At 69.6% G+C, this 24,740-nt stretch carries 29 protein-coding genes; 17 read left to right on the forward strand and 12 right to left on the reverse strand.

All coding sequences use genetic code 11. The features are described 5' to 3' along the window. Positions 1 to 4 precede the first annotated feature (4 nt). From F3H10_RS09370 to F3H10_RS09385, 4 genes are all read left to right on the forward strand, one after another. Positions 5 to 2,506, forward strand: coding sequence for an efflux RND transporter permease subunit (locus F3H10_RS09370; RefSeq protein ID WP_149784514.1), 2,502 nt, complete (start codon positions 5 to 7; stop codon positions 2,504 to 2,506). A 140-nt stretch (positions 2,507 to 2,646) separates the two neighbouring features. Then, a complete protein-coding gene (locus tag F3H10_RS09375) occupies positions 2,647 to 3,297 on the forward strand; it encodes a helix-turn-helix domain-containing protein (RefSeq protein ID WP_149784515.1) in 651 nt (216 codons plus the stop codon). A gap of 61 nt (positions 3,298 to 3,358) precedes the next feature. Then, a complete protein-coding gene (locus F3H10_RS09380; RefSeq protein ID WP_149784516.1) occupies positions 3,359 to 3,724 on the forward strand; it encodes a HalOD1 output domain-containing protein in 366 nt (121 codons plus the stop codon). Between the two features lie 139 nt (positions 3,725 to 3,863). Continuing rightward, positions 3,864 to 4,679, forward strand: coding sequence for a response regulator (locus F3H10_RS09385; RefSeq protein ID WP_149784517.1), 816 nt, complete (start codon positions 3,864 to 3,866; stop codon positions 4,677 to 4,679). A gap of 174 nt (positions 4,680 to 4,853) precedes the next feature. Here the strand turns inward: F3H10_RS09385 and F3H10_RS09390 are convergent, their stop codons facing one another. Next, positions 4,854 to 5,879: a glutathione S-transferase family protein gene (locus F3H10_RS09390; protein ID WP_149784518.1), complete on the reverse strand. Its 1,026-nt coding sequence runs from the start codon at positions 5,877 to 5,879 to the stop codon at positions 4,854 to 4,856. A gap of 293 nt (positions 5,880 to 6,172) precedes the next feature. Between F3H10_RS09390 and F3H10_RS09395 the strand changes: the two genes are divergently transcribed. Beyond that, positions 6,173 to 7,012 carry a DUF7388 family protein gene (locus F3H10_RS09395; protein WP_149784519.1) on the forward strand — a complete coding sequence of 280 codons (840 nt, stop codon included), beginning with the start codon at positions 6,173 to 6,175 and terminating at the stop codon, positions 7,010 to 7,012. A gap of 81 nt (positions 7,013 to 7,093) precedes the next feature. Continuing rightward, a complete protein-coding gene (locus tag F3H10_RS09400) occupies positions 7,094 to 8,296 on the forward strand; it encodes an NAD(P)/FAD-dependent oxidoreductase (protein ID WP_149784520.1) in 1,203 nt (400 codons plus the stop codon). Here F3H10_RS09400 and F3H10_RS09405 read toward each other — a convergent pair whose 3' ends face one another. The 3 genes from F3H10_RS09405 to F3H10_RS09410 form a co-directional block, all read right to left on the reverse strand. Further along, the gene (locus F3H10_RS09405) at positions 8,297 to 8,746 is read right to left on the reverse strand and encodes an Hsp20/alpha crystallin family protein (RefSeq protein ID WP_149784521.1); all 450 of its coding nucleotides are present in this window, start codon (positions 8,744 to 8,746) and stop codon (positions 8,297 to 8,299) included. Positions 8,747 to 8,750: 4 nt separating this feature from the next. Next, positions 8,751 to 8,906, reverse strand: a complete 156-nt coding sequence (locus F3H10_RS16085; protein WP_188127913.1) for a DUF7559 family protein — start codon at positions 8,904 to 8,906, stop codon at positions 8,751 to 8,753. Between the two features lie 91 nt (positions 8,907 to 8,997). After that, a complete protein-coding gene (locus tag F3H10_RS09410) occupies positions 8,998 to 9,381 on the reverse strand; it encodes a hypothetical protein (protein WP_149784522.1) in 384 nt (127 codons plus the stop codon). 106 nt (positions 9,382 to 9,487) lie between these two features. On the opposite strand from F3H10_RS09410, the gene F3H10_RS09415 reads away from it, so the two are divergent. The 4 genes from F3H10_RS09415 (at position 9,488) to F3H10_RS09430 (ending at position 14,276) form a co-directional block, all read left to right on the forward strand. Further along, positions 9,488 to 9,832, forward strand: a complete 345-nt coding sequence (locus F3H10_RS09415; RefSeq protein WP_142986701.1) for a TrmB family transcriptional regulator — start codon at positions 9,488 to 9,490, stop codon at positions 9,830 to 9,832. 74 nt (positions 9,833 to 9,906) lie between these two features. Then, complete coding sequence (locus F3H10_RS09420; protein ID WP_149784523.1) at positions 9,907 to 11,724, forward strand: radical SAM protein; 1,818 nt, start codon at positions 9,907 to 9,909, stop codon at positions 11,722 to 11,724. Then, positions 11,725 to 12,603: an MBL fold metallo-hydrolase gene (locus F3H10_RS09425; RefSeq protein ID WP_149784524.1), complete on the forward strand. Its 879-nt coding sequence runs from the start codon at positions 11,725 to 11,727 to the stop codon at positions 12,601 to 12,603. A 56-nt stretch (positions 12,604 to 12,659) separates the two neighbouring features. Beyond that, entirely contained in the window at positions 12,660 to 14,276 is a 1,617-nt protein-coding gene (locus tag F3H10_RS09430; RefSeq protein ID WP_149784525.1) for an ATP-binding protein, read from the forward strand. Here F3H10_RS09430 and F3H10_RS09435 read toward each other — a convergent pair. From F3H10_RS09435 to F3H10_RS09465, 7 genes are all read right to left on the reverse strand, one after another. Continuing rightward, a complete protein-coding gene (locus F3H10_RS09435) occupies positions 14,273 to 15,088 on the reverse strand; it encodes an adenosylcobinamide amidohydrolase (RefSeq protein WP_149784526.1) in 816 nt (271 codons plus the stop codon). The genes F3H10_RS09430 and F3H10_RS09435 overlap by 4 nt on opposite strands. Beyond that, the gene (locus tag F3H10_RS09440) at positions 15,085 to 16,092 is read right to left on the reverse strand and encodes a pyridoxal phosphate-dependent aminotransferase (protein WP_149784527.1); all 1,008 of its coding nucleotides are present in this window, start codon (positions 16,090 to 16,092) and stop codon (positions 15,085 to 15,087) included. The genes F3H10_RS09435 and F3H10_RS09440 overlap by 4 nt, the downstream gene beginning before the upstream one ends. Before the next feature lie 45 nt (positions 16,093 to 16,137). Beyond that, positions 16,138 to 16,884: an NTP transferase domain-containing protein gene (locus F3H10_RS09445; protein WP_223174285.1), complete on the reverse strand. Its 747-nt coding sequence runs from the start codon at positions 16,882 to 16,884 to the stop codon at positions 16,138 to 16,140. Continuing rightward, positions 16,869 to 17,687, reverse strand: coding sequence for an adenosylcobinamide-GDP ribazoletransferase (cobS, locus tag F3H10_RS09450; protein ID WP_223174286.1), 819 nt, complete (start codon positions 17,685 to 17,687; stop codon positions 16,869 to 16,871). The genes F3H10_RS09445 and cobS overlap by 16 nt, the downstream gene beginning before the upstream one ends. Continuing rightward, on the reverse strand, positions 17,684 to 18,643 hold the full coding sequence (locus F3H10_RS09455; protein WP_149784528.1) for a CobD/CbiB family cobalamin biosynthesis protein: 960 nt from the start codon (positions 18,641 to 18,643) through the stop codon (positions 17,684 to 17,686). The genes cobS and F3H10_RS09455 overlap by 4 nt, the downstream gene beginning before the upstream one ends. Continuing rightward, a complete protein-coding gene (locus F3H10_RS09460; RefSeq protein ID WP_149784529.1) occupies positions 18,640 to 19,260 on the reverse strand; it encodes an HAD family hydrolase in 621 nt (206 codons plus the stop codon). The genes F3H10_RS09455 and F3H10_RS09460 overlap by 4 nt, the downstream gene beginning before the upstream one ends. A 69-nt stretch (positions 19,261 to 19,329) precedes the next feature. Beyond that, positions 19,330 to 19,812, reverse strand: coding sequence for a DUF7321 family protein (locus tag F3H10_RS09465; protein ID WP_149784530.1), 483 nt, complete (start codon positions 19,810 to 19,812; stop codon positions 19,330 to 19,332). A gap of 113 nt (positions 19,813 to 19,925) precedes the next feature. On the opposite strand from F3H10_RS09465, the gene F3H10_RS09470 reads away from it, so the two are divergent. The 7 genes from F3H10_RS09470 (at position 19,926) to F3H10_RS09500 (ending at position 24,376) form a co-directional block, all read left to right on the forward strand. Beyond that, entirely contained in the window at positions 19,926 to 20,825 is a 900-nt protein-coding gene (locus F3H10_RS09470; protein ID WP_149784531.1) for a DUF7319 domain-containing protein, read from the forward strand. Positions 20,826 to 20,922: 97 nt separating this feature from the next. Then, the gene (locus F3H10_RS09475; RefSeq protein WP_149784532.1) at positions 20,923 to 21,570 is read left to right on the forward strand and encodes a halocyanin domain-containing protein; all 648 of its coding nucleotides are present in this window, start codon (positions 20,923 to 20,925) and stop codon (positions 21,568 to 21,570) included. Next, positions 21,567 to 21,956: a DUF7318 family protein gene (locus tag F3H10_RS09480; RefSeq protein WP_149784533.1), complete on the forward strand. Its 390-nt coding sequence runs from the start codon at positions 21,567 to 21,569 to the stop codon at positions 21,954 to 21,956. The genes F3H10_RS09475 and F3H10_RS09480 overlap by 4 nt, the downstream gene beginning before the upstream one ends. A gap of 7 nt (positions 21,957 to 21,963) precedes the next feature. Then, positions 21,964 to 22,773, forward strand: coding sequence for a cytochrome b (locus F3H10_RS09485; RefSeq protein ID WP_149784534.1), 810 nt, complete (start codon positions 21,964 to 21,966; stop codon positions 22,771 to 22,773). 4 nt (positions 22,774 to 22,777) lie between these two features. Continuing rightward, positions 22,778 to 23,566, forward strand: a complete 789-nt coding sequence (locus tag F3H10_RS09490; protein WP_149784535.1) for a cytochrome b family protein — start codon at positions 22,778 to 22,780, stop codon at positions 23,564 to 23,566. A gap of 158 nt (positions 23,567 to 23,724) precedes the next feature. Beyond that, complete coding sequence (locus tag F3H10_RS09495; protein ID WP_149784540.1) at positions 23,725 to 24,099, forward strand: DUF7315 family membrane protein; 375 nt, start codon at positions 23,725 to 23,727, stop codon at positions 24,097 to 24,099. A gap of 4 nt (positions 24,100 to 24,103) precedes the next feature. Then, positions 24,104 to 24,376 carry a DUF7314 family protein gene (locus tag F3H10_RS09500; protein ID WP_149784536.1) on the forward strand — a complete coding sequence of 91 codons (273 nt, stop codon included), beginning with the start codon at positions 24,104 to 24,106 and terminating at the stop codon, positions 24,374 to 24,376. Between the two features lie 148 nt (positions 24,377 to 24,524). On the opposite strand, the gene F3H10_RS16355 is transcribed toward F3H10_RS09500, so the two are convergent. Then, the coding region (locus tag F3H10_RS16355) for a hypothetical protein (RefSeq protein ID WP_223174287.1) at positions 24,525 to 24,740 on the reverse strand (216 nt) is incomplete at its 5' end.

The raw sequence follows: 24,740 nt of genomic DNA on the forward strand, positions 1-24,740 counted from the left end.
GACGGTGACCCTCGCCGATCGGGTCGTCGAGCGGATCGACGAGCTCGCCACCGAGCGCCCGGTGACCGTCATCGTCGCGTTCCTGCTCGTGAGCGTCGTCGCGCTCGGGGGCGTCACGGCGATCTCGACGTCCGCGGGGGCCGACCAGTTCACCCAGGACATCCCTGCCCAGCAGGCGCTCGACGAGATCGACGAGGAGTTCGAGTCCTCGATCGGCGGCTCGGCCACCTCCGCGCAGGTCATCGTCACCGAGGACAACGTCCTCTCGCGGGACGCGCTCTTGCGGATCCTCGAAACGCAGGACCGACTGGAGTCGCGCTCGACGCTTCGGGTCGCGTCGACGACGAGCCACGCGAACGCGATCGCGAGGCGGCTCGATCCGTCGGCGGAGACGGCGGGCGAGCAGCGGGACGCGGTCGCGGAGGCGACGCCGACCGAACTCGCGGACGCGATCGAGGCCGCCGACGAGTCCGGGGCGGTGGCCGCACAGCTGTCGACGGACTACAACCCCACCGCCCAGCAGGCCGACAGCGCGATCGTCGGCGTCACCTACGACGTGCCCGACGCGGCGACGACCGCCCGGGTGGAGACGCTTCAGGTCCGAAGCGTCGAGGTCGTCGACTCCGTTCCGGGCATGGAGGCCGGCGAGAACGCGATCCTCTTCGGCGACGGGATACTCCAGAGCGAGATCAACGCGCTGCTCACCGACACCGCCGTCATCGTCTTTCCGGCGGCGGTCCTGTTCATCCTCTTCTTCCTGCTTTTCGCCTATCGCGACCCGATCGACATGACGCTCGGGCTCTCCGCGCTCGGGATGTCCGTCCTCTGGACGTTCGGGTTCATGGGATACGCCGGGATCCCCTTCTCCGACTCGCTCATCACCGTGTTTCCGCTTCTCGTGGCGGTCGGGATCGACTTCGGGATACACATCATCAACCGCTATCGCGAGGAACGGCTGCAGGGCGGCGGGATCGGCGACTCGATGCGGACGACGACCGACCAGCTGTTCATCGCGTTCCTGCTCGTGACGATCACGACCGTCGTCAGCCTGATCGCCAACGTCGTGAGCCCGTTCGACCCGAACCGCGACTTCGGGATCGTCGCCGCCGTGGGGATGGTGTTCACGCTCTTGGTCTTCGGGATCTACCTCCCCGCCGCGAAGGTCCTCGTCGATCGGTGGCGCGACCGGCTCCCGATCCCCGAGTTCGGGTCCACGCCGCTCGGAACGGGCGGCTCGCGGCTCGCCGGGGTCCTCCACGTCGGCGTCGACCTCTCGCGCGTCGCCCCCGTCCTCGTCGTGGTCGTCGTGCTCCTCGGCGGGGCGCTCGGCGGCGCGTACGGGACGGGCGTCGACACCGAGTTCTCCGAGGAGGCGTTCTTCCCGGACGAACAGCGGCTGGAGACCTACAGCCAGCTTCCCGAGCCGCTCGCGCCGACGGACTACACGTTCCTCGACGTGCTCACCCTCTTCGAGGAGGAGTTCGACCAGGACTTCGTGGGCTCCGTGACGCTGTACGTCGACCAGTCGGTTCGCGACGACGACTCGCTCGAGCTCATCGACCGGACCACGCGAAACCCGCCGGACACCTTCGCGACGACCGACGAGCGCCGCGCGCAGAGCACGAGCATCGTCACGGTGATCGAAGAACACGCCGAGAGCGACCCCGAGTTCCGTCGGACCGTCGAGCGGAACGACCGGCTCGGCACGGGCGTCCCCGACCGCAACGTCGACGAGGTGTACGACGAACTGCTCGACTCCTCGGCGGAGGAACGCGCGCGGGGGTACATCGCCGCCGACCGCGGGAGCGCCCGGATCGACTACACGATCCGGCCGGGCGTCGAGAGCGCGCAGGCCGTCGCTGACGCTCGGGCGCTCGCGGAGCGGACGCCGCTGACCGCGGTCGCGACCGGGACGCTCGTCGTCAACGAGGCCGTGATCGAGTTGCTTCTCGAGTCGGCGATTCAGAGCCTGATCGCGGCGTTCGTCTTCACGGCGGCGTTCCTGATGCTCTCGTACCGGTATCTGGAGGGGAAGGCGGTCTACGGGGCCCTCAACCTCGTCCCCGTGCTCGCGACCGTCGGGCTGCTGGCCGGGTCGATGTGGCTCCTCGACATCCCGCTGACGCCGATCAACGCGCCCATCCTCTCCGTTTCCATCGGGCTCGGAGTGGATTACACCGTCCACTTCGTCCATCGGTTCGTCGACGAGTACAAGGGCGGCAAGCCGATACACGAGGCGCTCGACGTCACCATCGGCGGCACCGGGGGCGCGCTCACCGGAAGCATGCTCACGACCGTCACCGGCCTCGGCGTGCTCTGGCTCGCCGTGATCCCGCTGATCCAGGAGTTCGGCGCGCTGCTCGCGCTCGGCGTGTTCTACGCGTACCTCTGTTCGATCGTGTTGGTGCCGTCGCTGGTGGTCGTGTGGGACCGCTACGGCTCTCGCGTCGGGCTCGGGCTGGAGGCGACGCTCCGGGAGGAGGAGGCGGAGCGCGGCGGAAGATAAGGAGCGGGTGATCGGTTGAGATCCTCTCGGTCAGACACCCCATTGGACGAACCGGCCGATCGCTTGACATAGTAGGGGACAAACGTCGGCGACGGCGGATCAGCCAGTACACCTTTTCAACGGTCGCTCATACGTCATCCATGGCAATCGAAGCGACGTTCACTGCGACTGACGGTGAGTTCCCACTGGCCGCCGTCTTCTCGGAGTTTCCCGCGGCCGAGATCGAATTGGACCGCGTCGTTCCGACGAACGAATTCATCATCCCGTATTTCTGGGTTCGAGACGTCGAAATCGAGAACGTCTCGATGGAGAACGTCACGCATCCGGGAATCCACGACATTCGGGTGATCGATGACGTTGACGAGGCGGCGTTCATTCGCATCGACTGGGACTTGGAGTACGAGAGCGTCTTGACCGCGATCATCGAAAACGACGTGAACCTCATCTCCGCGCTCGGGAGTGAAGACCAGTGGTCGTTCGAGTTTCGGGCTGAATCACGGGAGGCTCTCGCCGACTTCCAGTCGTACTGTCGAGACCACGACATTCCCCTCGAGCTTACGAAGCTTCACGCGCTCTCGCCGTTTGAATCGGGACAGGAGTACGACCTGACCGATACACAGCGTGAAGCGATGACGGTCGCGTTCACGCTGGGGTATTATGAGTCTCCGCGGGAGGCGACTCGTCGAGACGTAGCGAACGAACTCGGGATCTCACCGCAGGCCGTCGGGTCTCGGCTACGGAGGGGAACTCGACGATTGATCTCAAGCACGCTCATGCAGCTCGAACGGTAATATAAAAAACCGTTTCCCACGAAAAAGTCACCTACATGCTTCCGGTACTCGTATTCAAGGTATGGAAGGCACACCCATAGGCGCTGAGGAATCCCGAACCGAAAGGGGAGAACCATCGGAAACGGCGTCAGGTTGGGATCTGACCGACACTGCGTTCATCGACGAGTTCGAAGAACGGGAGGGCCTCTATCGTGTGAAGTACGACTCGGGTCAAGCTACGCCAAGTTTCGCGGTTATCACCATCGTCTCGAAGATCACCGGGATAGACCCGTTGGAGCTCGATCCGTTATACGACAGCATCGACGGCGATGTATTAGATGCGCTGTGTACTGCTGATCTCCCTTCGGTTAGCCGACTGACCTTCGAGTATACCGGGTGCGAGATCACGGTCGGCACTGATGACGTACTCGAGGTGGTGGCAGGATGAGTGACTCCGTAGTCCTTGCCGTAAGGCTCCCCGTTCGGGAGAACGAACCGGAGGGGATACCGAGCGATGTGCCCGTCGGACATGACGGGATCCCAGCACGTGGCATCCGCGACTGGATCTCGAGCCACAAGCGAGAACGATGACGGCGACCTCACCGTCCCAACGAACGGAAGAAGGAACGTTTCGCGTCCTCCACGTCGATGACGAGCCCGGATTCACGGAGTTGGTCAGCGTTTTCCTGGAACGCGAAGACGACCGGTTCGAGATCGTACAGGCGACCAGCGCCAGCAACGGCTTGGACGGACCTTCCGAGCAAGCGTTCGATTGCGTCATTTCAGATTACGACATGCCCGGCTGTAACGGTATTGAGTTCCTGGAGATGGTTCGAGACGAACATCCTGACCTCCCGTTCATACTGTTCACCGGGAAAGGCACCGAAGAGATCGCGAGTGACGCGATCTCAGCAGGAGTCACCGATTACCTACAGAAACAACGGTCCACGGATTGTTATACCGTGCTCGCCAATGCCGTTTCGAACGCCATCGAACATTACCAGTCCATCCAGACGGTCCGACGACGCGATCAAAAGCTCCGGGAAGTCCTCGAGCGCGTAACGGATGCCATCGTCGAAGTGGACTCGAATTGGCGGTTCACCCTCGTCAATAAGCGGGCCGAGGAACTCTACGACATGGCCGAAGGGCACCTCATCGGTCGGGACTTCTGGGAGGTCTTCAACGAGGCACTCGATACTCGATTCGAAGCGGAGTATCGACAGGTCATGGAAACACGGGAGCCCACCTCGTTCGTCGAATACTTCCGCCAGCTCGACGGTTGGTTCGACATCGAGGCGTATCCAACGGAGAACGGCGGAATCGCGTTCTACTTCACCGGAGTCTCGAAACCGCTGGCCGACACACCGGCGATTGATGACCGTTCAGTATCGACTGATTCGTGAACCCTCCCTATCTCGTGCGACTTTCCCGACAGTACCTCGACGCTTCGTTCAGGCGCTACTGAGTACGGGGTACGAATCCCTCGGATCCCTCGGTTACTCCGTCCTCCGTGTTCAGCAGTTCGTTCCTGACGGGTCTCGAGTGGAATACGATTCGACGTGGTACGGCGGTATCGCTCAGTCGTCGGCGCGGGGCGTCGGCGGCGACCCGGCGAGCCGGTCGCGGTCGTGGGGGGCCTCCCAGTCGAGGTCGGGGCCGCGCGCGACGATTCCCGAGGGGGTCACGTCCGGATGGGTCGTGTAGTAGTGCTCCTTGATGTGGTCCATGTTCACCGTCTCGGCGACGCCCGGGGTGGTGTACAGGTCGCGCAGGTACGGCCAGAGGTGCTCGTACTGGTGGACGTACTGCCGGTTACACATGAAGTGCGTGTGGTACACCTGGTCGAACCGGACCAGCGTCGTGAACAGACAGAGGTCGGCCTCGGTGAGCGAGTCGCCGACGAGGTAGCGCCGGTCCGCGAGGTGCTCGTCCCAGCGGTCGAGCGCCCCGAAGAGGTCGTCGATCGCGTCGTCGTAGGCGGCCTGTGCGGTCGCGAAGCCGGCGCGGTAGACCCCGTTGTTGACGGGTTCGTAGATCTCGGTGACCACCTCGTCGACCCGCTCGCGCGTCTCGTGGTCGTCGGGCAAAAGCGAGACGTCGTTGCCGAGGTCCTCGAAGGCCGTCGTCAGGATCCGGAGGATCTCGCGGGACTCGTTGTTGACGATCGTGTCCTCCTCCGTGTCCCAGAGGACGGGCACGGTCACCCGACAGGTCGCGTCGGGGTCGGCCTCGACGTACAGCTCGCGGAGGTAGTCGCTCCCGTGGATCCGGTCGGGCGTACACCCTTCCTTCTCCGGGGAGAACTGCCAGCCGTCCTCGCCGCGCCACGGGTCGACGACGCTGACGCCGATCGCGTCCTCGAGCCCGAGCAGCGACCGCGCCAGCAACGTCCGGTGGGCCCACGGGCAGGCGTACGAGACGTACAGGTGATAGCGGCCCGCCTCCGGCTGGAACCGCTCGTCCGGCTCGGCGTCGACGTGCGCCGGCACGTCGCTGCCGGCGACCCAGTTCCGGAAGGTGCTCTCGCCGCGCTGGAACGCGCCCTCCTCGTCGGTCGATTCGTACGCGTCCGTCCGCCACTCGCCGTCGACGAGCTGGTTCATGCGCGTACAACGGGCTCGAGACGGATAACGGGGCCGGGGACGCGAACGTCACCGGGCGACCGATGGTACGCCACCCGGCAATGGGACGCCACCGGGCGACCGAGACCCTCACGTTGTCTCCGCGATCGTTGCCGCATGCCGACGGGTTTAACCCGCACGCCGCGGTACGTGTCTCCGTCATGGCCGCACAGGCGATGGATCGCGTTCCGCGATCGTAACGAGGAGTTCTACGTGAGCACGGACAGTTCAGCGCGGGCGACGGCCGCTCGCCGATCGACGTGGGGTGTAACGGGATGTTGACCGGTAGCGAGAGCGAGGTCGCGGACGACGCGAACCCGATGGTCCGCGCCGGGATCGACGCGGCGGCGTTGAAGCCGGCCGAGTGCGACGTCACCCGGGCGGTCGACCTGCCGGTCGATCGCGTGGCGATCGACTACGAGGGGCGCGAGCACTTCCCGGACGCCGCGACGCTTGAGGCGATCGCCGCCGAGAAGTCGCTGTACGTCACCACGCCCGTCCGGGCGGACGGGTTCGACCCGCTCGGCGACGACTCGCTGCTCGACCGGATCCCCGACCGGGCGCGCCGGCTGCTCGTCGCGGGGCACGGCGCGTACCTCGACGAGTCGGAGTCGTCGCGGGCGATCGCCCCGCGGTTCGGTGCCGCCCGTGAGGCCGCGCCGGACGCCTGGATCGGGACCGAGGGGGTCGAGCGGCTCGCGCTCGCGGCCGGCGGGACGCAGTACGAACTGCTCTCGCGGTCGACCGACCGGGACGCGCGGGCGCTCCGCGCCGCCGGGTTCGACGGCGAGATCGCCGTCTACGCCCCGACCGTCCTGACCGACGACGAGGACGCCGTCCTCGACGGCGTCGGCGCGTACGTCTCCCGGCGTCGGCCGGTCGCCCGCGCGCTCCCCGACGGAGGCGAGGGTGCGGACGGCGAGGGCGGGGACGCCCCCCCGACGGACGCGACCGCCACGGGCCGGACCCGCGAGGTGCTCTCGGCGGCCGCACGCGACTTCGCGCTCGTCGGTTCGCCGGAGACGGTCCGGGAACGCGTCGAGGAACTCCGGGAGGCCGGCGTCGACCGCGTCGTGGGCTATCCCGCCCGCGGGATCGACGAGTTCCTGTCGTAGGGGTCTCGACATCCACGTCGTCGGCGTCACGACCCCGGCATCGCCGGACCGTTTTTATTACCGCTTCGAGAAGGGCCGTCGATGACGGACTCGAACCCATCGGACGCTGTGGAGCCTTCGGACGCCGCCGGAACCCCGGACCCGTCCGTCGCGGTCGTCGGCGGCGGCGCGGTCGGGGTCACCGCCGCTCACGACCTCGCCGCGCGCGGCGCGACGGTGACGCTCTTCGAACGCGACGAGCTCGCGAGCGGCGCGTCCGGCCGGGCGGCCGGCGTGCTCTACGACGCCTACGCCGAGGACGTCGACGCGGCGATCGGCGCCCGCGCGATGGAGCGGTTCCGCGCGTTCGACCGGACGCTTCCCGGATTCGACTTCTCTCCCTGTCCGTACGTCATCGCGGTCCGCGAGGGCGACGAGGACGCCGAGGCGGTGCCGGAGATGGTCGACCGCATGCGCGAGCACGGCCGCGACGTCTCGCTTCTCGAGCCCGCCGAACTCGGCGAGCGGTTCCCGCTCTCGACCGACGACCTCGCCGTCGCCGCCGTCGGCGAGGGGGCAGGATGGGCGGATCCCGGGAGTTACGTCGTCGCGCTCGGCGAGCGCGCGGCGCGTGAGGGCGTGACCGTCGAGACCGGTACCGAGGTCGAACTCGTCGCGGACGCGGGCGCGACGCTCCGCGTCGGCGGGGAGGAGCGGGCGTACGACGCGGTCGTCGTCGCGGTCGGCGCTCACACCGAGCGTTTCCTCGAGTCGGCCGGGATCGCGGTGCCCGTAAAGCCGTACCGCGTCCAGGCGCTGACGAGTCGCGTCGCCTACGACGGGCCGATGACGTACGACGCGACCGCCGGCGTCTACTTCCGGCCGCACCCGACCGGGCTGCTGGCCGGCGACGGCACCGAGCCGTTCGAGGCCGACCCCGACGCGTACGACCGCGAGGGTGACGACTGGTTCGTCGAGGACGTCTCGGAGGCGCTCCGCGAGCGTGCCGACCACGACCCCGAGGTCGAGCGAGCGTGGGCCGGGGTGTGTACGGCCACGCCCGACGGCGACCCGCTCCTCGGACCGGTCGCGGAGGACGTCTTCGTCGCCGCGGGCTGGCAGGGACACGGGTTCATGCGCGCGCCGGCGACGGGGGAGGTCCTCGCCGAAGGAACCCTCGCGTCGCTCTCGGGCGCGGCGGTAGACGATCCCGACTCGCCGTGGATCGAGGCGTTCGACCCGGGGCGATTCGAGGGCGACGAGACGTTCGAGATCGAGGAGGGGATGTCGGTGAGCAACCGGTAGTTACGAGTCGTCGTCAGCCTCGCCGTCGGCGTCCGGGTCACCCTCCTCGACGACGGCGACGCTCTCGGCCGCGCCGTCCTTCGGGATCTCGACCTGTAGCGTGCCGTTCCGGGTGAGCGTCGCGTTCGCGCCGTGGGGCGTCACGTCGGCGTCGGCGGGGAGCTCGGCGCTGCCGGAGAGGGTGAGCCCGCGGCCGGGAAAGACGACCTCGAAGCCGTCGTAGAAGTCGCGGAAGCGATCGAGTCGTACCTCCACCGTTCGGTCGAGGAACGTCACGTCCACGTCCTCGCCGCTCACGCCGGGCGCGTCGAAGACGACGAGGTAGGCGTCCTCGCTCTCGAGGAGGTCGGAGGAGAGGGGCCGTCGCTCCTGCATCCGACTCCAGCCGCGGCCGACGCGCTCGAGCGCCCGGCGGAGGACCGAGCGCCCGGTGTCGACGATGCGGGTCACGGGGCTACACCTCGATCTCGGAGAGGTCGCTCCCGCCGCAGTACGGGCACGTCAGGTCCGTGACGGCGTGGTCGTCGGGAACGTCGTAGGTGTAGTGGTTCTCGAACATGTCGAGTTCGCAGTCGTCGCTCTCGCATTTGACCTCCATCGTCGATGGCATCACCCGTACCTTGTGTCGGCGAGGGCTTAAACGACGTGGCGGCGGCCGTCCGGTCGCGGGCGACCGTGCCGGCGGGAGGGTCGGCGTCGGCTCAGACGGCGAACCCGCGCAGTCGCTCGGGGACGACCGTGCGCTCGGCGAGGACGACGAGGGTCGTCCCGACCGTGCCGCCGACGAGGAGGGCGTCGAGCCACCGGAGCAGCGGGAGTTCGAACGCGAGCGAGACCCCCAGCCACACCGGAAGTGCGAGCATCGCGAGAGTGATCCCGACGAGTGCGAGGGTCTCCCGACGGTCCTCGGGGAGCCGATCGCGGGCGAGCCACGTGGCCGGGCCGACGAGAAGCGCGCTCGCGAGCGCGACGACGAGGAGAACGGTCCACGGGACGTCGCCGGCCTCGAGGAGCCGGCCCGCGCTCAGGAGGGCCAAGAGCCCGACGGAGAAGTACGTGAGGAGGGTCGCGCGTCGAGGGGACATACACACCTGCTTGCTCTCGATCAGACATAAACGATCGGTGGTGATAGTACAGAAATACAATAATACATACATACATTTATACTGAAAGCCGAGCGATTAACGGAACATGCCCATCGGTATCGACGAGTTCGACTCGCGCGACCCGGAAGATCGCGACACGAACGCCGAGCGAGTCGTCCGGTTTCTGGTCCGCAACCGCGATAAGGCGTACAAGGCGGCCGAGATCGCCGAAGCAACCGAAGTCAGCGAGAACTCGATCCATCCGGTGTTGAACCGGCTCGCCGAGCGGGATCTGGTCCGGCATCGGGAGCCGTACTGGGCCATCGGCGACCTCGATGCGGTTCGTGAGGCGACGACGTTCGCCTCCACGGCGGGCTTCCTCGACGACGAACTCGGGCCGGAGAGCCGGGGGGAGTGGCTGGCGGCGGCGCGAGAGGAGAACGAAGAATAACGAACCGACAACCGGACCCTCTTCCCTCACGTTCCGCACGCGTTTTCCCTCTCGGCCGACTACGGGCCTCCAACATGACAGATCCGGCCGACCTCTCCGTCACCGTCGTCGACGGCTACGTCGACGAGCCGGCGCACTTCGGGGTGCCGCCGTACGTCTCGACGTACCCGCGGTACACGGCCGGCGCGCTCGTCGACGCGGGCGTTCCCGAGGCGTCGATCACCTACCACACGATCGACGAACTGCGCGAGGACCGGAACAAACACGCCGACGTCGCCGAGGCGGACCTGTTCGTCTACGTCGGCGGGATGACCGTCCCCGGCAACTACGTCGGCGGCACTCCCGCCGAGCCCGACGAGGTGCGCGAGTTGGGGTGGACCGCCGACGGCGTCACGCTGCTCGGCGGCCCGGTCCGATTCGGCGTCGGCGAGGAGAACGCCGGCGCACAGGAGATGGAGCGCGACGACCTCGATTACGACTTCGTCGCCAAGGGCGACGTCGAGGCCGCGGCCCACGACCTCGTCGCGAACGGGCTCGAGGGGTTCAACAACCGGATGCGCGACAACGAGGAGGTGGACCGGTGGGCGGCCGAGGGCGCGTTCGTGGTCGAACACCACCCGAACCACCCCGACTACCTCATCTGCGAGATGGAGACCTCCCGCGGCTGTGCCTATCGGTGCTCGTTCTGTACGGAGCCGCTCTACGGCAATCCGGCGTTCCGGGATGCGCGCTCCGTCGTCGACGAGGTGGACGCGCTCTCGGACCGGGGAGTCAAACACTTCCGGCTGGGCCGACAGGCCGACATCCTCGCGTTCGGCGGCGACGGCGAGGCCCCGAACCCCGACGCCCTCCGCGAGCTGTACGGCGGGATCCGCGAGGTCGCGCCCGACCTCCGAACGCTCCACCTCGACAACATGAACCCCGTGACGATCACCGACTACCCGGAGGCCTCCCGCGAGGCGATCCGCGTGATCGCCGAACACAACACGCCCGGCGACACGGCGGCGTTCGGGCTCGAGTCCGCGGACCCCGTCGTCCAGGAGGAGAACAACCTGCTCGTCACCGCCGACGAGTGCCTGGAGGCGGTCCGCGTCGTCAACGAGGAGGGCGGCTGGCGGCCGGGCGACGCCCCCGAGACGACGCCGGGGGACCCGGACCGGCTCGTCGGACCCTCGACCGGGCCGGACGCCTCCCCGCGGCTCCCGAAGCTCCTTCCCGGGATCAACCTCGTCCACGGGCTCGCGGGCGAGCGCCCGGAGACCTACGAGCACAACAAGGCGTTTCTCCAGCGGGTGTACGACGAGGGGCTCATGCTCCGGCGGATCAACGTCCGGCAGGTGATGGCGTTCGCGGGCACGGAGATGGCCGAGACCGGCGCGGAGATCGCTCAGGAGCACAAAGACCGGTTCTCCTCCTACAAGCGCGAGGTGCGCGAGACGATCGACAACCCGATGCTCGACCGGGTGGTCCCGCCCGGAACCGTCCTCCCGGACGTCCACCTCGAGTACCACCAGGACGGCAAGACGTTCGGCCGCCAGCTCGGCACCTACGCGCTGCTCGTCGCGGTCCCCGGCGAACGCGAGCTCGGCACCGCGATCGACGTGGCGATCACCGACCACGGCTACCGCTCCGTGACGGGCGTCCCGTACCCGCTCGACGTCAACGCGGCCTCGATGGACGAGCTGACCGCGATCCCGGGGATCAACCGGGGCAAGGCCGGGGACGTCGTCGTGGGGCGACCGTACGAGACGGTCGGGGACGTCGACGCCGGCGTCGTCGACCTCTCTCGGTTCGCGGTCGCCGGCGACACGGGCGTCCCGATCCCCGGTCGCGATCGAGCGGGTTCCGGTCCCGGTCCGGCGTCCCGATCCTCGCTCGGTCGGGGGGACTGAATGGATCGATCGGACGCGGAGGGATCGGACGCGGAGGGATCGCACGCGGACGGCCCCCGATCGCCGTCCGCGATCGCCCGCGTTGAGCTGCCGGTCGCCACCCGCGCACGGACGGGCACGACGAACGCGTACCTCGTCGGCGGGCTCCTCGTCGATCCCGCGGCCCGGACGGACGAGTTGGACGCGGCCGTGGCGGAACGCGGCACGCTCCCGGGAGAGCGTGGGGGGATCGAGGCCATCGCCGTCACCCACACGCACCCCGACCACGTCGGCGCGGTCGCCGACTACGCGGCGCGGACGGGCGCGACCGTTCACGCACACGCGGACCACGTCGATCGGTTCCGCGACGCGACCGGGGTCGACCCGGACGCGACGTTCCGCGACGGCGACGCCATCGGGACGACCGGCGTCCGCGCGCTCGACACGCCGGGGCACGCGCCCGACCACGTCGCGTTCGCGGTCGAGAACGACGCGACGGCGGACCGTGAGCCCGAGCCGCCGGCGGAGGCGCTCGTCGGGGACCTCGCGGTCGCGGAGGGGAGCGTCGTCGTGGGCGCGCCCGAGGGGGACCTCCGCGAGTACCTCGCGAGCCTCGAACGGGTCCGGGACGCGGGACTCGACCGGCTCCACCCCGGCCACGGCCCCGCGATCGACGACCCGGTCGCGGCCTGCGACCGACTGATCGACCACCGCCTCGCGCGAGAAGAGCGGGTGCTCGCGGCGGTCGAGGCCGGCGCGGACGACGTCGAGACGGTTCTCGAGGCGGCCTACGACAAGGACCTGACCGGCGTGGAGGACCTCGCGCGGGCGACGGTCCGCGCACACCTCTGGAAACTCGCCTCCGAGGGGCGGATCGACGGGCGGTGGAGCGACGGGTAGGCGGAGGGGATCGGCCCCGACGCCGCACTTATATCGGCCGGCCGAAAGGATCGGGCATGACTCGGGAGGCCGCCGCCGACCGCGACGGGTCGGAGCCGCTCGTCGGTCGGTACGGCGGACTCCTCGTCGCGGGACTCGGGTTCGCGATCACTCGGTTCTTCGTCTCCGAGGCGGTCGTCCTCTCCGGCGGGCCGCTCCCCATCGTCGCCACCGCCGGATCGCTGGTCGTCGGCCTCTCCGTGAGCGTCGCGGGCGTCGCGCTCGCGGTCGGCGCGTTCGACTCCTCGTACGTCGCCGACGTCGCCAGCGGGTGTCTCCTCGGCGTCGGCGCGATGGTCGCCGCGCTCGCGGTCACGGTCGCGGCGACCGGGACCGATATGGTCGGCGAGGCGATCGGGACCCAACTGCTCGTCGCGAACGTCCTGCTCGCCGGCGCGGTCGGCGGGATGGTCAACGGCCACCGAAAGGCCTCGATCCGGGGCCGCAGGGAGGCGGTCGTGCGCGGCGCGAACCGAGCCCGGTTCATCAACCGCCTCCTGCGCCACGAGGTGTTGAACGCGGCGTCGATCGTCGACGGCCACGCCGAGCTGCTCCGGGGCGAGCGGGAGGACCGGGACCGTTCGGTCGACGCGATCCGCCGGAGTGCCGCCCGGATCGAATCGACCATAAGCGGCGTCGGGACGATCGCCGAGGAACGCGACGCGGTGCCGGTCCCGCTGTCGCCGGCGATCGAGTCCGCCGTCGAAGCGACCACGGCACGGGACGTCCATGGCGACGCCGTCGACGCGGCCGTCGAGGTCGACCCGAACGCGATCGCAGACGGGAACGTCGAGATCGACGCCGACGACCGGCTCTCCGTCGTGTTCGAGCGGTTGATCGAGCACGCGGTCGACGTCCGCGGCGCCGAACGCGTCCGGATCGAAACGGCCGTCGAACGACACCACGCCGCGGTGACGATAGCCGACGACGGGGAGCCGCTCTCGGAGCGACAGCGTGACGTGCTCGAACGCGGCGCGTTCCCGGAGTACGACGACCCGACGAACGGGTTCGCGCTCCAGGCGGTCTCCCTGCTCGTCGGCGAGTACGGCGGGCGGATCCGCGTGGCGAGCGGAGGTGGAACTCGCGCGGCGGGCGGAGGTGGAACCGGCGTGACGGTACGGCTTCCCCGAACGAGCGCCGACGCGGCGGTCGCCGCGGTCGGCGTTCAGTATCCCGACCTCCGGCGAGCGACCGTCGCGGGGATCGTCGCGGGGACCGTGATGGGCGGCGTCTACTGGCTGACGAGCGGCGTGCTTCCGGTCATCGGAGCGCTGTACGGCGTCGAGAGCGCCGGGATCGGGTGGGTCACCCACCAGTTCCACAGCGTCGTGTTCGCGCTGCTCTTCGTCGCCGGCGCGTCGAGTTCGAGGCTCCGAGACCGGATCGATCGCCCGATCCACGCGGCGGTCGCCGGGGCGTCGTGGGGTGTCGTCCTCTGGTTGGTCGCCGCGGGGGTGCTCATGCCGCTGTGGCTCCGGGCGGTCGGGATCCCCGCCCCGCTGCCGAACCTCCCCCCGATCGGGCTCCTCACTCACGGCGTCTGGGGGGCGTCCCTCGGGGTCGGGTACGTCGCCCTCGGGGGTCGTTTCGACGGGAGTTCGTCGTCGAGGGAGAGCGACGACGCGGAACCCTAGCCCGCGGTCGACGGGTCCGGCTCGACCGGGGTCGAGACGGTCGCAGACCGATCGGTCACGACCCCGTGTTCCGCGGCCGCGACCGTCTCCGGGGCGTCCTCGAGGTCCGCCCCGTACCGCGAGACGAGCGAGGCGCGGACCGCCTCGCGGACGCAGGCCCTGACCGCCGATCCGACCGGGGTGGCGGAGCCGGAGAACGGCGCCGGTTCGTCCTCCGGATCGGACCTCGCCGGGCAGCCGACTACGACCGCGTCGCTCGTCGTGCCGGGGAACCCGACCGTCGCGAGCAGCGTCGCGGCCTTCGCCTCGGCGACGACCGCGACGAGGTTCGCGAGCGCCCCCGGCGCGAGCGCTCGGTCCGATCCCACGAGGAGGTTGACCGTCCCGGTCGGCGTGGTGGCATCGGTTCCGAGGGAACCGGCGTCGGCGGCGGCCTCCCCGCCCGGGACCGGAAGCGCGGCCGGATTCGAGACGCCCGCGGTGGCGAGCGCCGTCGCCCCGTCGAGCCGCGCGACCCGGGCGTGCCGCTGGTCGACGCCGGTGAGGAGCGCGGGGGCGTTTCCGGCGTGACCGTCCGTCTCGGTCTCCTCCCCGAACCCCACGGCCCCGATCCGGCCGTCGACGTACGCCCGGAGGTCCCGTCGTCCCGCGTCGTCCCATCCCTCCGGGACGGTCAGGTTGTAGGCGGCGTCGGCGACGCGGACTCCGCCGTCGAAGCCGGTCGAGAGGAATCGAGTCGGTCCGTCGGCCGAGCGGAACCGACAGACGCCGTCGACGACGTGGGCGCGGAACGCGGGAGAACCGTCGTTCATACGCCGAGCGCGTCGAGGAGCCGATCGTTCTCACGCGGCCGACGGATCGCGGTTCGCAGGTGGTTGTCGAGCCGCGGGAACGACCGGGCGTCCCGGAGCACGACCCCTCGCTCTCTGGCGGCCTCGAGCACGACGTCGGGGTCGTCCGACCCCGTGTCGAACAGGAGGAACGGCGCGTCGGAGGGGTACACCTCCCACTCGGTCGCGAGACGCCCTCGGACGCGCTCCCGTTCGGCGTCGACGCGCTCGCGCGTTCGCTCGACGAAGTCCGTCCGACGGAGACAGTGGGTACCGACCGCGGCCGCCGGCGTCGACAGCCCCCAGGGAAGTCGCGCGCGGTCGAGTCGCTCGCGGAGCGTCCCCGTCGCGACGAGGAAGCCCGCCCGCAGCCCGGGGAGCCCGAATACCTTCGTGAGCGAGCGCGCGACCACGACGCCGGGCTCGCCCGCAAGCGACTCCCGGGGCGTGAAATCGAGGAACGCCTCGTCGACGAACAGGGTCGTCCCGGCCTCCCGACAGCGCGCGGCGAACTCGAGGAGGTCGTTTCGGTCGGCGAGTTCCCCGGTCGGGTTGTTCGGCGTACAGACGACGACGAGCGCGTGGTCGGTCGGGTCGACCTCGAGGACCGCGTCGTGTGCGACTCCCACCGGACGGCCGCCCTGGAGTCGTATCTCGCGGGCGTACTCCCCGAAGGACGGCTCGGGGACGACCGCCGAGTCGCCGTCGGTGAGCGCGAGCGCGAAGAACAGCCGCATCCCGGCCATCGCGCCGGCGGTCGGGATCACCTCGGCGGGAGCACAGCCGACGTAGTCGGCGGCGGCGGCACGGAAGGCGACGTAGTCGTCCGCGGGGTATCTGGCGGAAGCCGAGAGCGCGGAGTCGTACACGGCCGTCACGCCCGAGGGCGTCTCCGGGTTCGTGTTCGCGCTGAAGTCGATCACGCCCGGGTCCGTGGCCCCGCCGTGAGGGACGCGGCCGACGTCGTCCAGCGCCTCTACGTCCATGCCACCGATCCCGGCGCGAACATCAAAAAACCCGTCTCCGATCGGTCACCGGTTCATCAGCCGCCGCGCGAGCTCGAGGTCGCCGGGGCGGTTGACGTTGACCGCGAGCGAGTCGCGCTCGCGAACGACGACCCGGTCCGGGGCGTCGCCGACGACGTTCAGCCCGGTCGGCGCGACTGCGGTTCCCGCGCGTTCGAGGGACGTATCGACGCTCGCGCCGAGGTCGCGTTTGTACGCGACCGGCACACAGACGGTCACGGACCGAACGGCGGTCGCCGACGGAACGTCGCCGGAGGCGGGGGTCGCCCCGTCGGCGACGCTGACGCCGGCGTCCCCGCCGGGAACCGCCTCGTCGATCGCGGCGGCGACGTCGCGACCGCGGAGCAGCGGCAGGTCGGCGGCGACGGTGACGGCCGGCCCGTCGACGACCGAGAGCCCGACGTCGAGGTCGGCGACGTAGCCCTCCCCGCTCCCGTCGATGACGGTACGCGGGAGGTCGGCGCCGACGCCGAAGTCGGCAACGGTCCCGGACCGGAGCGCGCGCCGGGTGTCGGGCGCGTGCGGCGACGCGACCGCGACGACGCGGGTGACCCCGGCGTCCGCCAGCGCGTCGAGGACGTGGGCGACCATCGGGCGGCCGCCGACCTCGACCAGCGGCTTCTCGACGTCGCCGTCGAGACGCGTCCCGCGTCCGCCACAGAGGAGGACGGCCGGGAGGCCGGCGGCCGCATCGGTCCCGTCGTCGTCCGCGTCGCTCCCGGGCTCGTCCGCCTTCCTCACGCGATCGTCCACGCCACCACCCCCGCGTGGAGCGCGACCGCACGCCCGATCTCGTTGGTCGCGCCGAGCACGTCGCCGCTCACGCCGCCGAGCCAGGGACGGACGCGAACGAGGAGGAGGACCGCGACGAACGGGCCCGAGAGCAACGCCGCCGCGAGCGCCGGAAGCGCGCCGGGCGGGGCCGCGAACAGGACGGGGACCGACACGACCGCGACCGGCACCAGCGACCGCGGACCGACCTCGCCGACGACCGCCGACCCCAATCCCTCGTGGGCGGGCGTCCCGAGACAGGCGAGGACCGCCATTCCCGCCTTCGCGCCGACCTCGGCCGCGAGAACGACCCGAAACGCCGCGCCTCCGACGGGCACGTCACCGCCGGCGAGCCCGGTCGCGAGCCCGACCGCGCCGAGCGTCGTGGCGAGCAGCGTGACGCCGAGCGCGAGCGCCCCCCCGACGCCGAGGTCGGCGTCCTTCAGGACCGCCAGCCGCCGGTCGGGGTCGTGTGCGGCGACCGCGTCGCCGAGGTCCGCGAGCCCGTCGGCGTGGGTGACGCCGGTCAGGAGGTAGAGCGCGAGCAGGTAGGCGGTCGCGGCGGTCCACGGCGACGGCGCGAGGAAGGCGAGCCCCGCGACCGCGCCGACCCCCGCGCCGACGGCCGGGAACGTCCAGGGGGACCGCCGGAAGGCGTGCCAGTCCGCGGGGTCGGATCCCGGCACCGGCACCCGCGTCAGGAACGTGAACGCGCCCCGCAGCGCGTGGATCGGGCGGACGGCCGGCGTGCCGGGGTCCCCGGCACCGGAACCGCTCCCCGTCACAGCGCCAGCGACACCCCCGCGACGCCGAACCCGAGCCAGCCGGCCCGGGAGACGACCCGTACGCCCGCTCGCGCCTCCGAGGCCGTCGGGAGCGTTCCCTCCGGAAACAGCGTGTACGTCCCCGGCTTCGTCAGCCGAACGCGGAGGACCGCCGCGAGCGACCCCATCGGCCAGCCGGAGTTCGGGGAGTCGGGGACGCGAGCCGCGGATCGGGCGCGTCCGAGGGTCGCGACCGGGCCGGTCGAGGCCCGTCTCCAGCCGGCCGCGACGAGCAGGAGCGCGGTCGCCCGCGCCGGGAGCCACATGACTGCGTCGTCGAGCCGCGCTGGCGCCCAGCCGGCCCGCCGGTCGCGGTACCCGAGCATCGAGTCCAGCGTGTTGACGCCCTTGATCCAGGCGGCCGCGCCGGCGGCGACGACGAGCCCGCCCGCCGCCGAGAGGCCGGCGTACGGGGCGAGGATCCCCCCGACGACGAAGCCGAGGAGCGGCGCGATCAGGCCGTCGGCGAGGTTCTCGGCCGCGCTCTCGACGACGGCCGACCGGACGTGTTCGGTCGACAGGTCCGCGGCGTCCCGGCCCGCGAGCGCGCGCAACTCGCGACGCGCGGCGTCGACGTCGTGGTCGACGCGTTCGAGCACGTCGCCGGCGACCGTGAGGAGCATTCGGTGACTGGAGCAGACGAACAGGACGAGCCCCGCGGCCGCGGCGGCCGGCGCGGCGGACCGGGGGAGGAGGGTCCCGGCCGCGAACACGGGTGCGGCGAGGAGGACGGCGAAGGCGGCGGGAACGACGGCGGCGAGGGCGACGCCGACGCCCCGGGAGTCGGGCAGGCGGGCGTCGAGCGCGGCGACGACGCGACCGAGCCACGCAACGGGATGAATGGGGGTGGGCGGTTCCGAGAAGGTCCGGTCGAGGGCGGCGGCGAGCGCGAGCGCGCCGGCCGCCGCGAGCGTCACGGCTCGGCCTCCAGCTCGCCGCCGACCGACTCGAGGGGGATCTCCGTCACGTCGAGGAACCGCCCGCCCACCTCGACGACCCCGCCGTCGGTCGCCGGGTCGTCGCCGACGTGGACCAGCGCGGACGGCGCGACGCCGAGCGACTCCGCCGCGGCCTCGAACGCCTTCGGATGCGGCTTCCGCCAGCCGCAGCCGACGCTCGTCGTGACCGCGTCGAACTCCCCGCGGAGCCCCGCGCGGATCAGCGTCCGGGGGACCAACTCGGGGACCGCGCAGTTCGAGCAGATCCCCACCGGGCCCCGGTCGGCTGCCGTCCGAACCGCCTCCAGCGCGTTCTCACGGCGCGTCACGTCGGGGTCGAAGGCGGCCACGACCGCGTGACGGACGACGTTGTCGGGCGCGTCGACGCCGCGGGAGTCGAGGGCCGCGGCCACGTGTGCCGGGAGCGGGACCTCCGCGCCCTCCGGGGCGTCGACGTGTCGCTCTCCGTACGCGACGTGCCAGTCGTCGGGGACAGCGACGTCTCGCGACTCGAGCTCGCGCGCGACGATCTCGGCCGGGTCCGTCGGATACTCCACGTCGACGAGCGTGCCGAAGAGATCGAACGTAACTGCCACGATACCCCCTGTAGGGACAAACCGGGATTGAACCTGTCGGTCGGGTCACGACTCGCTGGCGTTCCGGGCCTACAGCAACTGTTCGAGGTGGAGGTTGTAGAACCGGTAGAGCCCGGAGACCCACGCACAGAGCCAGAGGATCATGAACCCGGCGACGCCGACGCGGAGCCGACCGCGCCACTTTCCCATGTCCTCGTGGAGGTCGTCGATGTCGGCGTCGGGGTCGTCGTAGGCGTCGGCCTCGCGCTTGGCCTGGAAGATCCGGACGATCCCGGTCAGCGCGAACGTCAACAGCGCGTACGCCTGGAGTCCCAGGAAGGCGTGGACGACGGCTCCGCCCGAGAGCTGTCCGAGGAGCCGCGGCATCATCCAGGTCACGACGGGAACGGTCGTCAACAGCAGCCCGACGAGGATGTACCGCAGGTGGCGGGTCAACACGTTCCACGTCACGACCTCGGTGTCGATCATGATCCACGCGCCGTACAGGAGGAACGGGAGACTCGCAGTCACGGAGATCCCCGCCGCCGCCGCGACAACCGACTCGTCGACCATGGCTCTCGGTTCGGTCTCGTGCGCGTAAAACTCCCCGATCCGCGGGCGAACCGTTCCCGCCGGCTGCCGTCGGACGAAAAAGAGTTACCCTCCCGAGCGCGTACGTCCGGGCAATGGAGGACACCTCGACGCAGTCGGAGCCGGACGGTCCCGATGAGGAGGCCGTCGAGGGCGGGCCGGACGGGCGCGGTGGGGTCGGCGATCCGGCGAGCGACGTCGATCCGCCGAACGACGCCGGTTCGCCGAGCGGCGTCGACTCCGGCGACCCCGACGCCCCCGGCGGCTCCGACGGCCCCGACGACCTCGCCGAACTCCGCGAGCGCGTCGACGCCGAGTACGACTTCGACGACTTCGGGCCCGCGGACATGGCCCGGATGAGCGCCGAGGAGTGGGACGCCGCCTTCGATCCCGAGACGTGGATCACCGGTCCCCGCCTGCTCGATCGAATCGAGGCGGAACTCAAGACCCGAATCGCTCGGCGTGAGGTGTTCGGGCTCCTCGAGCGCGTGCGAGAGGACGGCGAGGAGCGCGTGCTCGTCTACTCGGACGAGGGGTACGCGATCGTCCGCCCAAGCGGCGAGGTGAGCGGTCGCGGGACGGTGCTCCGGGACGTCGAGCCGCTCGTCGCGCTCGCGGCGATGGAGGAGTACGACGTGGCCGACCCGCCCGAGGACTGGTCGCTTCCCCATCCCGACGCGGTTCCGGAGGGGTCCGGCGAGTTCGGGAACCTGATGATCCAGGTCGTCGCGGCGGTACAGGTGATCGCGGGCGTCGCCCTGCTCGGCGCGTCCTTCCTGACCGACCTCGACAGCATCGTCGGGCCCGCGATGGGGGCAGTCTTCCTCCTCGTCGGGCTCTTCCTTTTCGCGATGGTCGCCAACGCGCGGCTCTCCGATCGGTTCCGTTCGGAGGAGTACCGTGACCGACTGCGCGCGCTCCGTGAGGCCGAGGAGCGACCGGAGTTCGTCCCGGTCGACGGGGAGGTCCTGAGCGAGGAGACCGACGATCGGTGAAACGGCCGAATTCGGAGGTTTCAACCCCCCTTACTATCCGCCCACCGATCGAGGATAGTCGGTGGGTTTAAGCGCACCCCGTCCTGAGTCAACCTGTATGAAAAGGCGGGAATTCGTGCGAACGGCCGGCGGCACGACCGCCGCGGTCGCGGCCTCGGCCGGAGTGTCCGGAACGGCCGCCGCACAGGAGGTGCAACCGGAGTGGCCGAGCGGGGTCACGAGCGGGAACCTCGGGAGTTACAGGGACGCTCGCGGAGAGAGCGAAGTGACCGTCTCGGTCGGCGCGGGCGACAGTGGTCTCGCGTTCGACCCGACTCAGCTCTGGGTCGACCCGGGAACGACCATCACCTGGGAATGGACCGGAAGCGGCGGCGCACACAACGTCCAGACGGTCGAGGACGGCGGGCCCGCCTCGCTCGACAGCGGCGACCCAGTCGACGAGGAGGGATACACCTACGAGTACGAGGTCACGGAGGAGGACGCGGGCATCACCCACTACCACTGCGTTCCACACACCGCGGTCGGCATGCACGCCGGACTCGCCGTCGGTGAGGACGTCCCGACGGTCGAGACGGGCGGAGCGAACACCGGCTGGCCCGAGGACATCGCCGACGTCGGCATGCCGATCCACGCCCACTGGGTCGGTCTCTCCGCCGGGTTCGGGATCGTGCTCACGATGGTGTTCACCTTCTACATGCTCAAGTACGGTGAGTCCGCACACACCGGCCACGGGGGGAGCCGATGAGCTCGAGCGGCTCCTCGTACGGCGACATCCACCGGTATGAACCCGCCAGAGAGAGCACGGCCGCCGCCATCGCGATCGTCCTCCTCACGATCATCGAGGTCGTGTTCGTCTTCCTGTTCGTCTACGGGCTCATGTTCTCCTGGGCGTCGACGGAACCCGGAAACATGTTCATGGGTGCGCTGCTCGCACTCATCTTTTTGGACCTGGCGTTCATTCTCCTGTTGTATCGGAAGGAGTTCCTCCCCGACGTGATGATCGTCAAGAAGCGGCGTCGGAAGTGGGAGGACCTCTACACCCGCGAGGAGGACAAAGACGGCGTGGAACTGGAGACCGGCGACGCCTGGGATACCGTCAAACGGGCGGTGTACCCCTACTACAAGAAGTGATCAATCAATGAGCCTCAAAAAGAACGACGAGATGGACCACAACGCGTGGCTCAAGCGGCAGGACCTGACGGCCATCGAGACCGCGTTCCTCACCACGCTCATCTGGGTCGACAAGCGGCTCCGCATCGTCGATTACCTCGAACTCCTCGAGACGATGTACTACCGCGCGAACCTCCAGATGCCGAAGAGCCACACCGAACAGTACGACCTCGACAACAAGTTCTGGTACTGGTACCCCCTGTACTCGCTCGGGTCGCTCTCGATCATCGCGTACCTCGTCGCGGCGGTCTCCGGCGCGATGCTGGGATTCTACTACTCTCCGTCGACGGCGGGAGCCGCCGCACAGGGCGACCCGACGGCCGCGTACGACTCGGTCGTCCTGATCCTCCAGGACGTCCAGTTCGGGTTCATGCTCCGGTCGATCCACAGCTGGGCGGCCCAGTTCATGGTCGCGGCCGTGTTCCTCCACATGCTGCGCGTCTACTTCACCGGCGCGTACAAGGAGCCCCGCGAGGTCAACTGGATCCTCGGGGTCGTGCTGATCGGATTGACCCTCTTCTTCGGGTTCTCCGGGTACGTCCTCCCGTGGAAGCAGCTGTCCTTCTGGGCGGCACAGATCGGCGTCGAGATGGCGCTCGCGACCCCGATCGTCGGGGAGTGGGCGGCGCAACTCCTGTTCGGCGGGTTCACGCTCGGACAGGCGACGCTCGTGAGAATGTACATCCTGCACGTGTTCGTGCTGCCGTTCGTGGTGACGTCGCTCATCGCGCTCCACGTCGGCATCGTCTGGGTGCAGGGGATCGCGGAGCCGCACTAAGCCAATGACCGAAGACAACGAACCCATGACGGACGGTGGAACCGACGAGGACGCACGCACGGACGGCGGCCCGCCGGCGACGGTGCCGCCGGACGACGAGACGCCCACCTGGAGCGAGCGCAAGGAGCGCTCACAGGGGCTCGCACAGCTCACCTATCAGTACTTCGAGCGCTCCCGCCGCGAGGACGAGGACCTGCGAGCGGAGTCGACGTACGTCGAGCGCGACGTGTTGGGCTTCCCCGCGTGGCCCCACGAGACGATCCGCAACCTCGCGATCACGAGCTTCTTCATCGGGATGTTGATCTTCATCGCGGCGCTGATGCCGCCGCACTTCGGCCACCCGGCCAACCCCGGGTCGACCCCGGCGATCATCCTTCCCGACTGGTACCTCTACTGGTCGTTCGGGCTGTTGAAGCTCAACCCGCTCAACCCCCAGCTCGCGGTGCTCGACGGGAACATCCTGCTCGGCAACGAGTTCCTCGGGATCATCGCTCACGGGATCGTCTTCGGCGCGATCGGGCTCGTTCCGTTCCTCAACAAGGGGAGCGCGCGCCGGCCGGTCGAGGAGCCGTTCTGGGCGGCCGTCGGCGTGACCGGCGTCGTGCTGTCGCTCACGCTCGCCGCGCTCGCGATCCAGAACTTCTTCCCGTTCGAGCTCGACCTGCTCGTCACGCTGACGTTCCTGCTGCCGGTGCTCTGCGGGATCATCACCTACGCCGTCCTGAAGACGATGCGGGAGGGATACATGTACGACCTCAACCGTCGCTACTACATGCTGCGCCCGCCGAAGTAACGGCCGACGACCGCTTCGTCCTCCCTCGTTTCGTTCCCATGCCCGACACCGACGATCCCGTCGACCGTGATGAGTCCGCCGACCGCACCGAGTCCGCCGACCGCGACGGGTTCGGCGATCACGACGAGCGTCAGGCGGTCGACGCGACCGGCGACCCGATCGCCGCGGACGACGAGGAGGACCCGCGGAACGAGCCGGTCGGCCCGCGGGTCGGCCCGAACGGCCGCGAGGTGGTCGTTCCGCTTCGGCTCTACAAGACCGTCACCGCGCTCTCGACGCTGGCAGCCGTGGTGACGTATCTCGTCGGGTTCGTCCTCATCGACGCCGCGACCCTCCAGGTAAGCGTCGTCCGCCGGCTCATCGTCTTCGCGCTCGGCGCCGTCGGGATCGGGCTCGCGGCCGACACGCTAACGGCGCTTCTCGCCATCGCGGGCGTCGGCTCCATACTGCTCGGAACGGCGGTGTACGTCCTCGGCACGCGCTTCCGCGCTCAGGGAATGGGAAAGCCTCAAGAGGACTCCAACGAAGGGTGATACAATGGCAGACGAGTTCATGAAAGGACTGGCCCTGTTCTCGCTCGGGGCCCTCGGCTGGATCACCTTCGGCGCGTGGTACCGGACCCCCTCGTACTACGAGGTCGTTCAGTTGGTCAACCCGGCGGAGGGCGTCGAGACGGTGTACGGCGAGATCGGCGTTCTCACCGGCGACGTGCTCTACTGGCTGATGATCCTCGGCCCGCTCACGTTCTGGGTACTCATCCCGATCAGCCGGCAGCTGCGGAGCAACATCGGCGGCGACGCCGCGAACTGACGCGCCGATCCTCTCGTTTCGGTCCTCTCGTTTCGACGCTCTTCGGAGCGTCGGCTCTCGTTCGGCGACCTCGTTTCGCTCCAATCGTTCCGGGCCGGTTCTCGCGTGAAACGGCCGTTATATTTCGAGTGCTTATAGGACGGGTGTTTCAGTGATGATCGAGGTGAGGAGAGGGGAGTCGTTGCTGGCGGAGTGAACACCGCCAAAGCCCCAGCCACGAGGACTCGCGCGGCTCGTTGTGCTCCTCGTCGCTCACTTTGTTCGCTCCTGCGGTGCTTACTTCGCCGGGCTTCGTCCTCGTGGCAGCGAGGCGCTCCGCGCCTCTGGCAGCCGGCGGCTCCGCCGCCGGCGACTGCCCCTTTGA

This window comes from Halorubrum aquaticum, from assembly GCF_900113615.1.
GTDB classification, from domain to species: Archaea; Halobacteriota; Halobacteria; order Halobacteriales; family Haloferacaceae; genus Halorubrum; species Halorubrum aquaticum.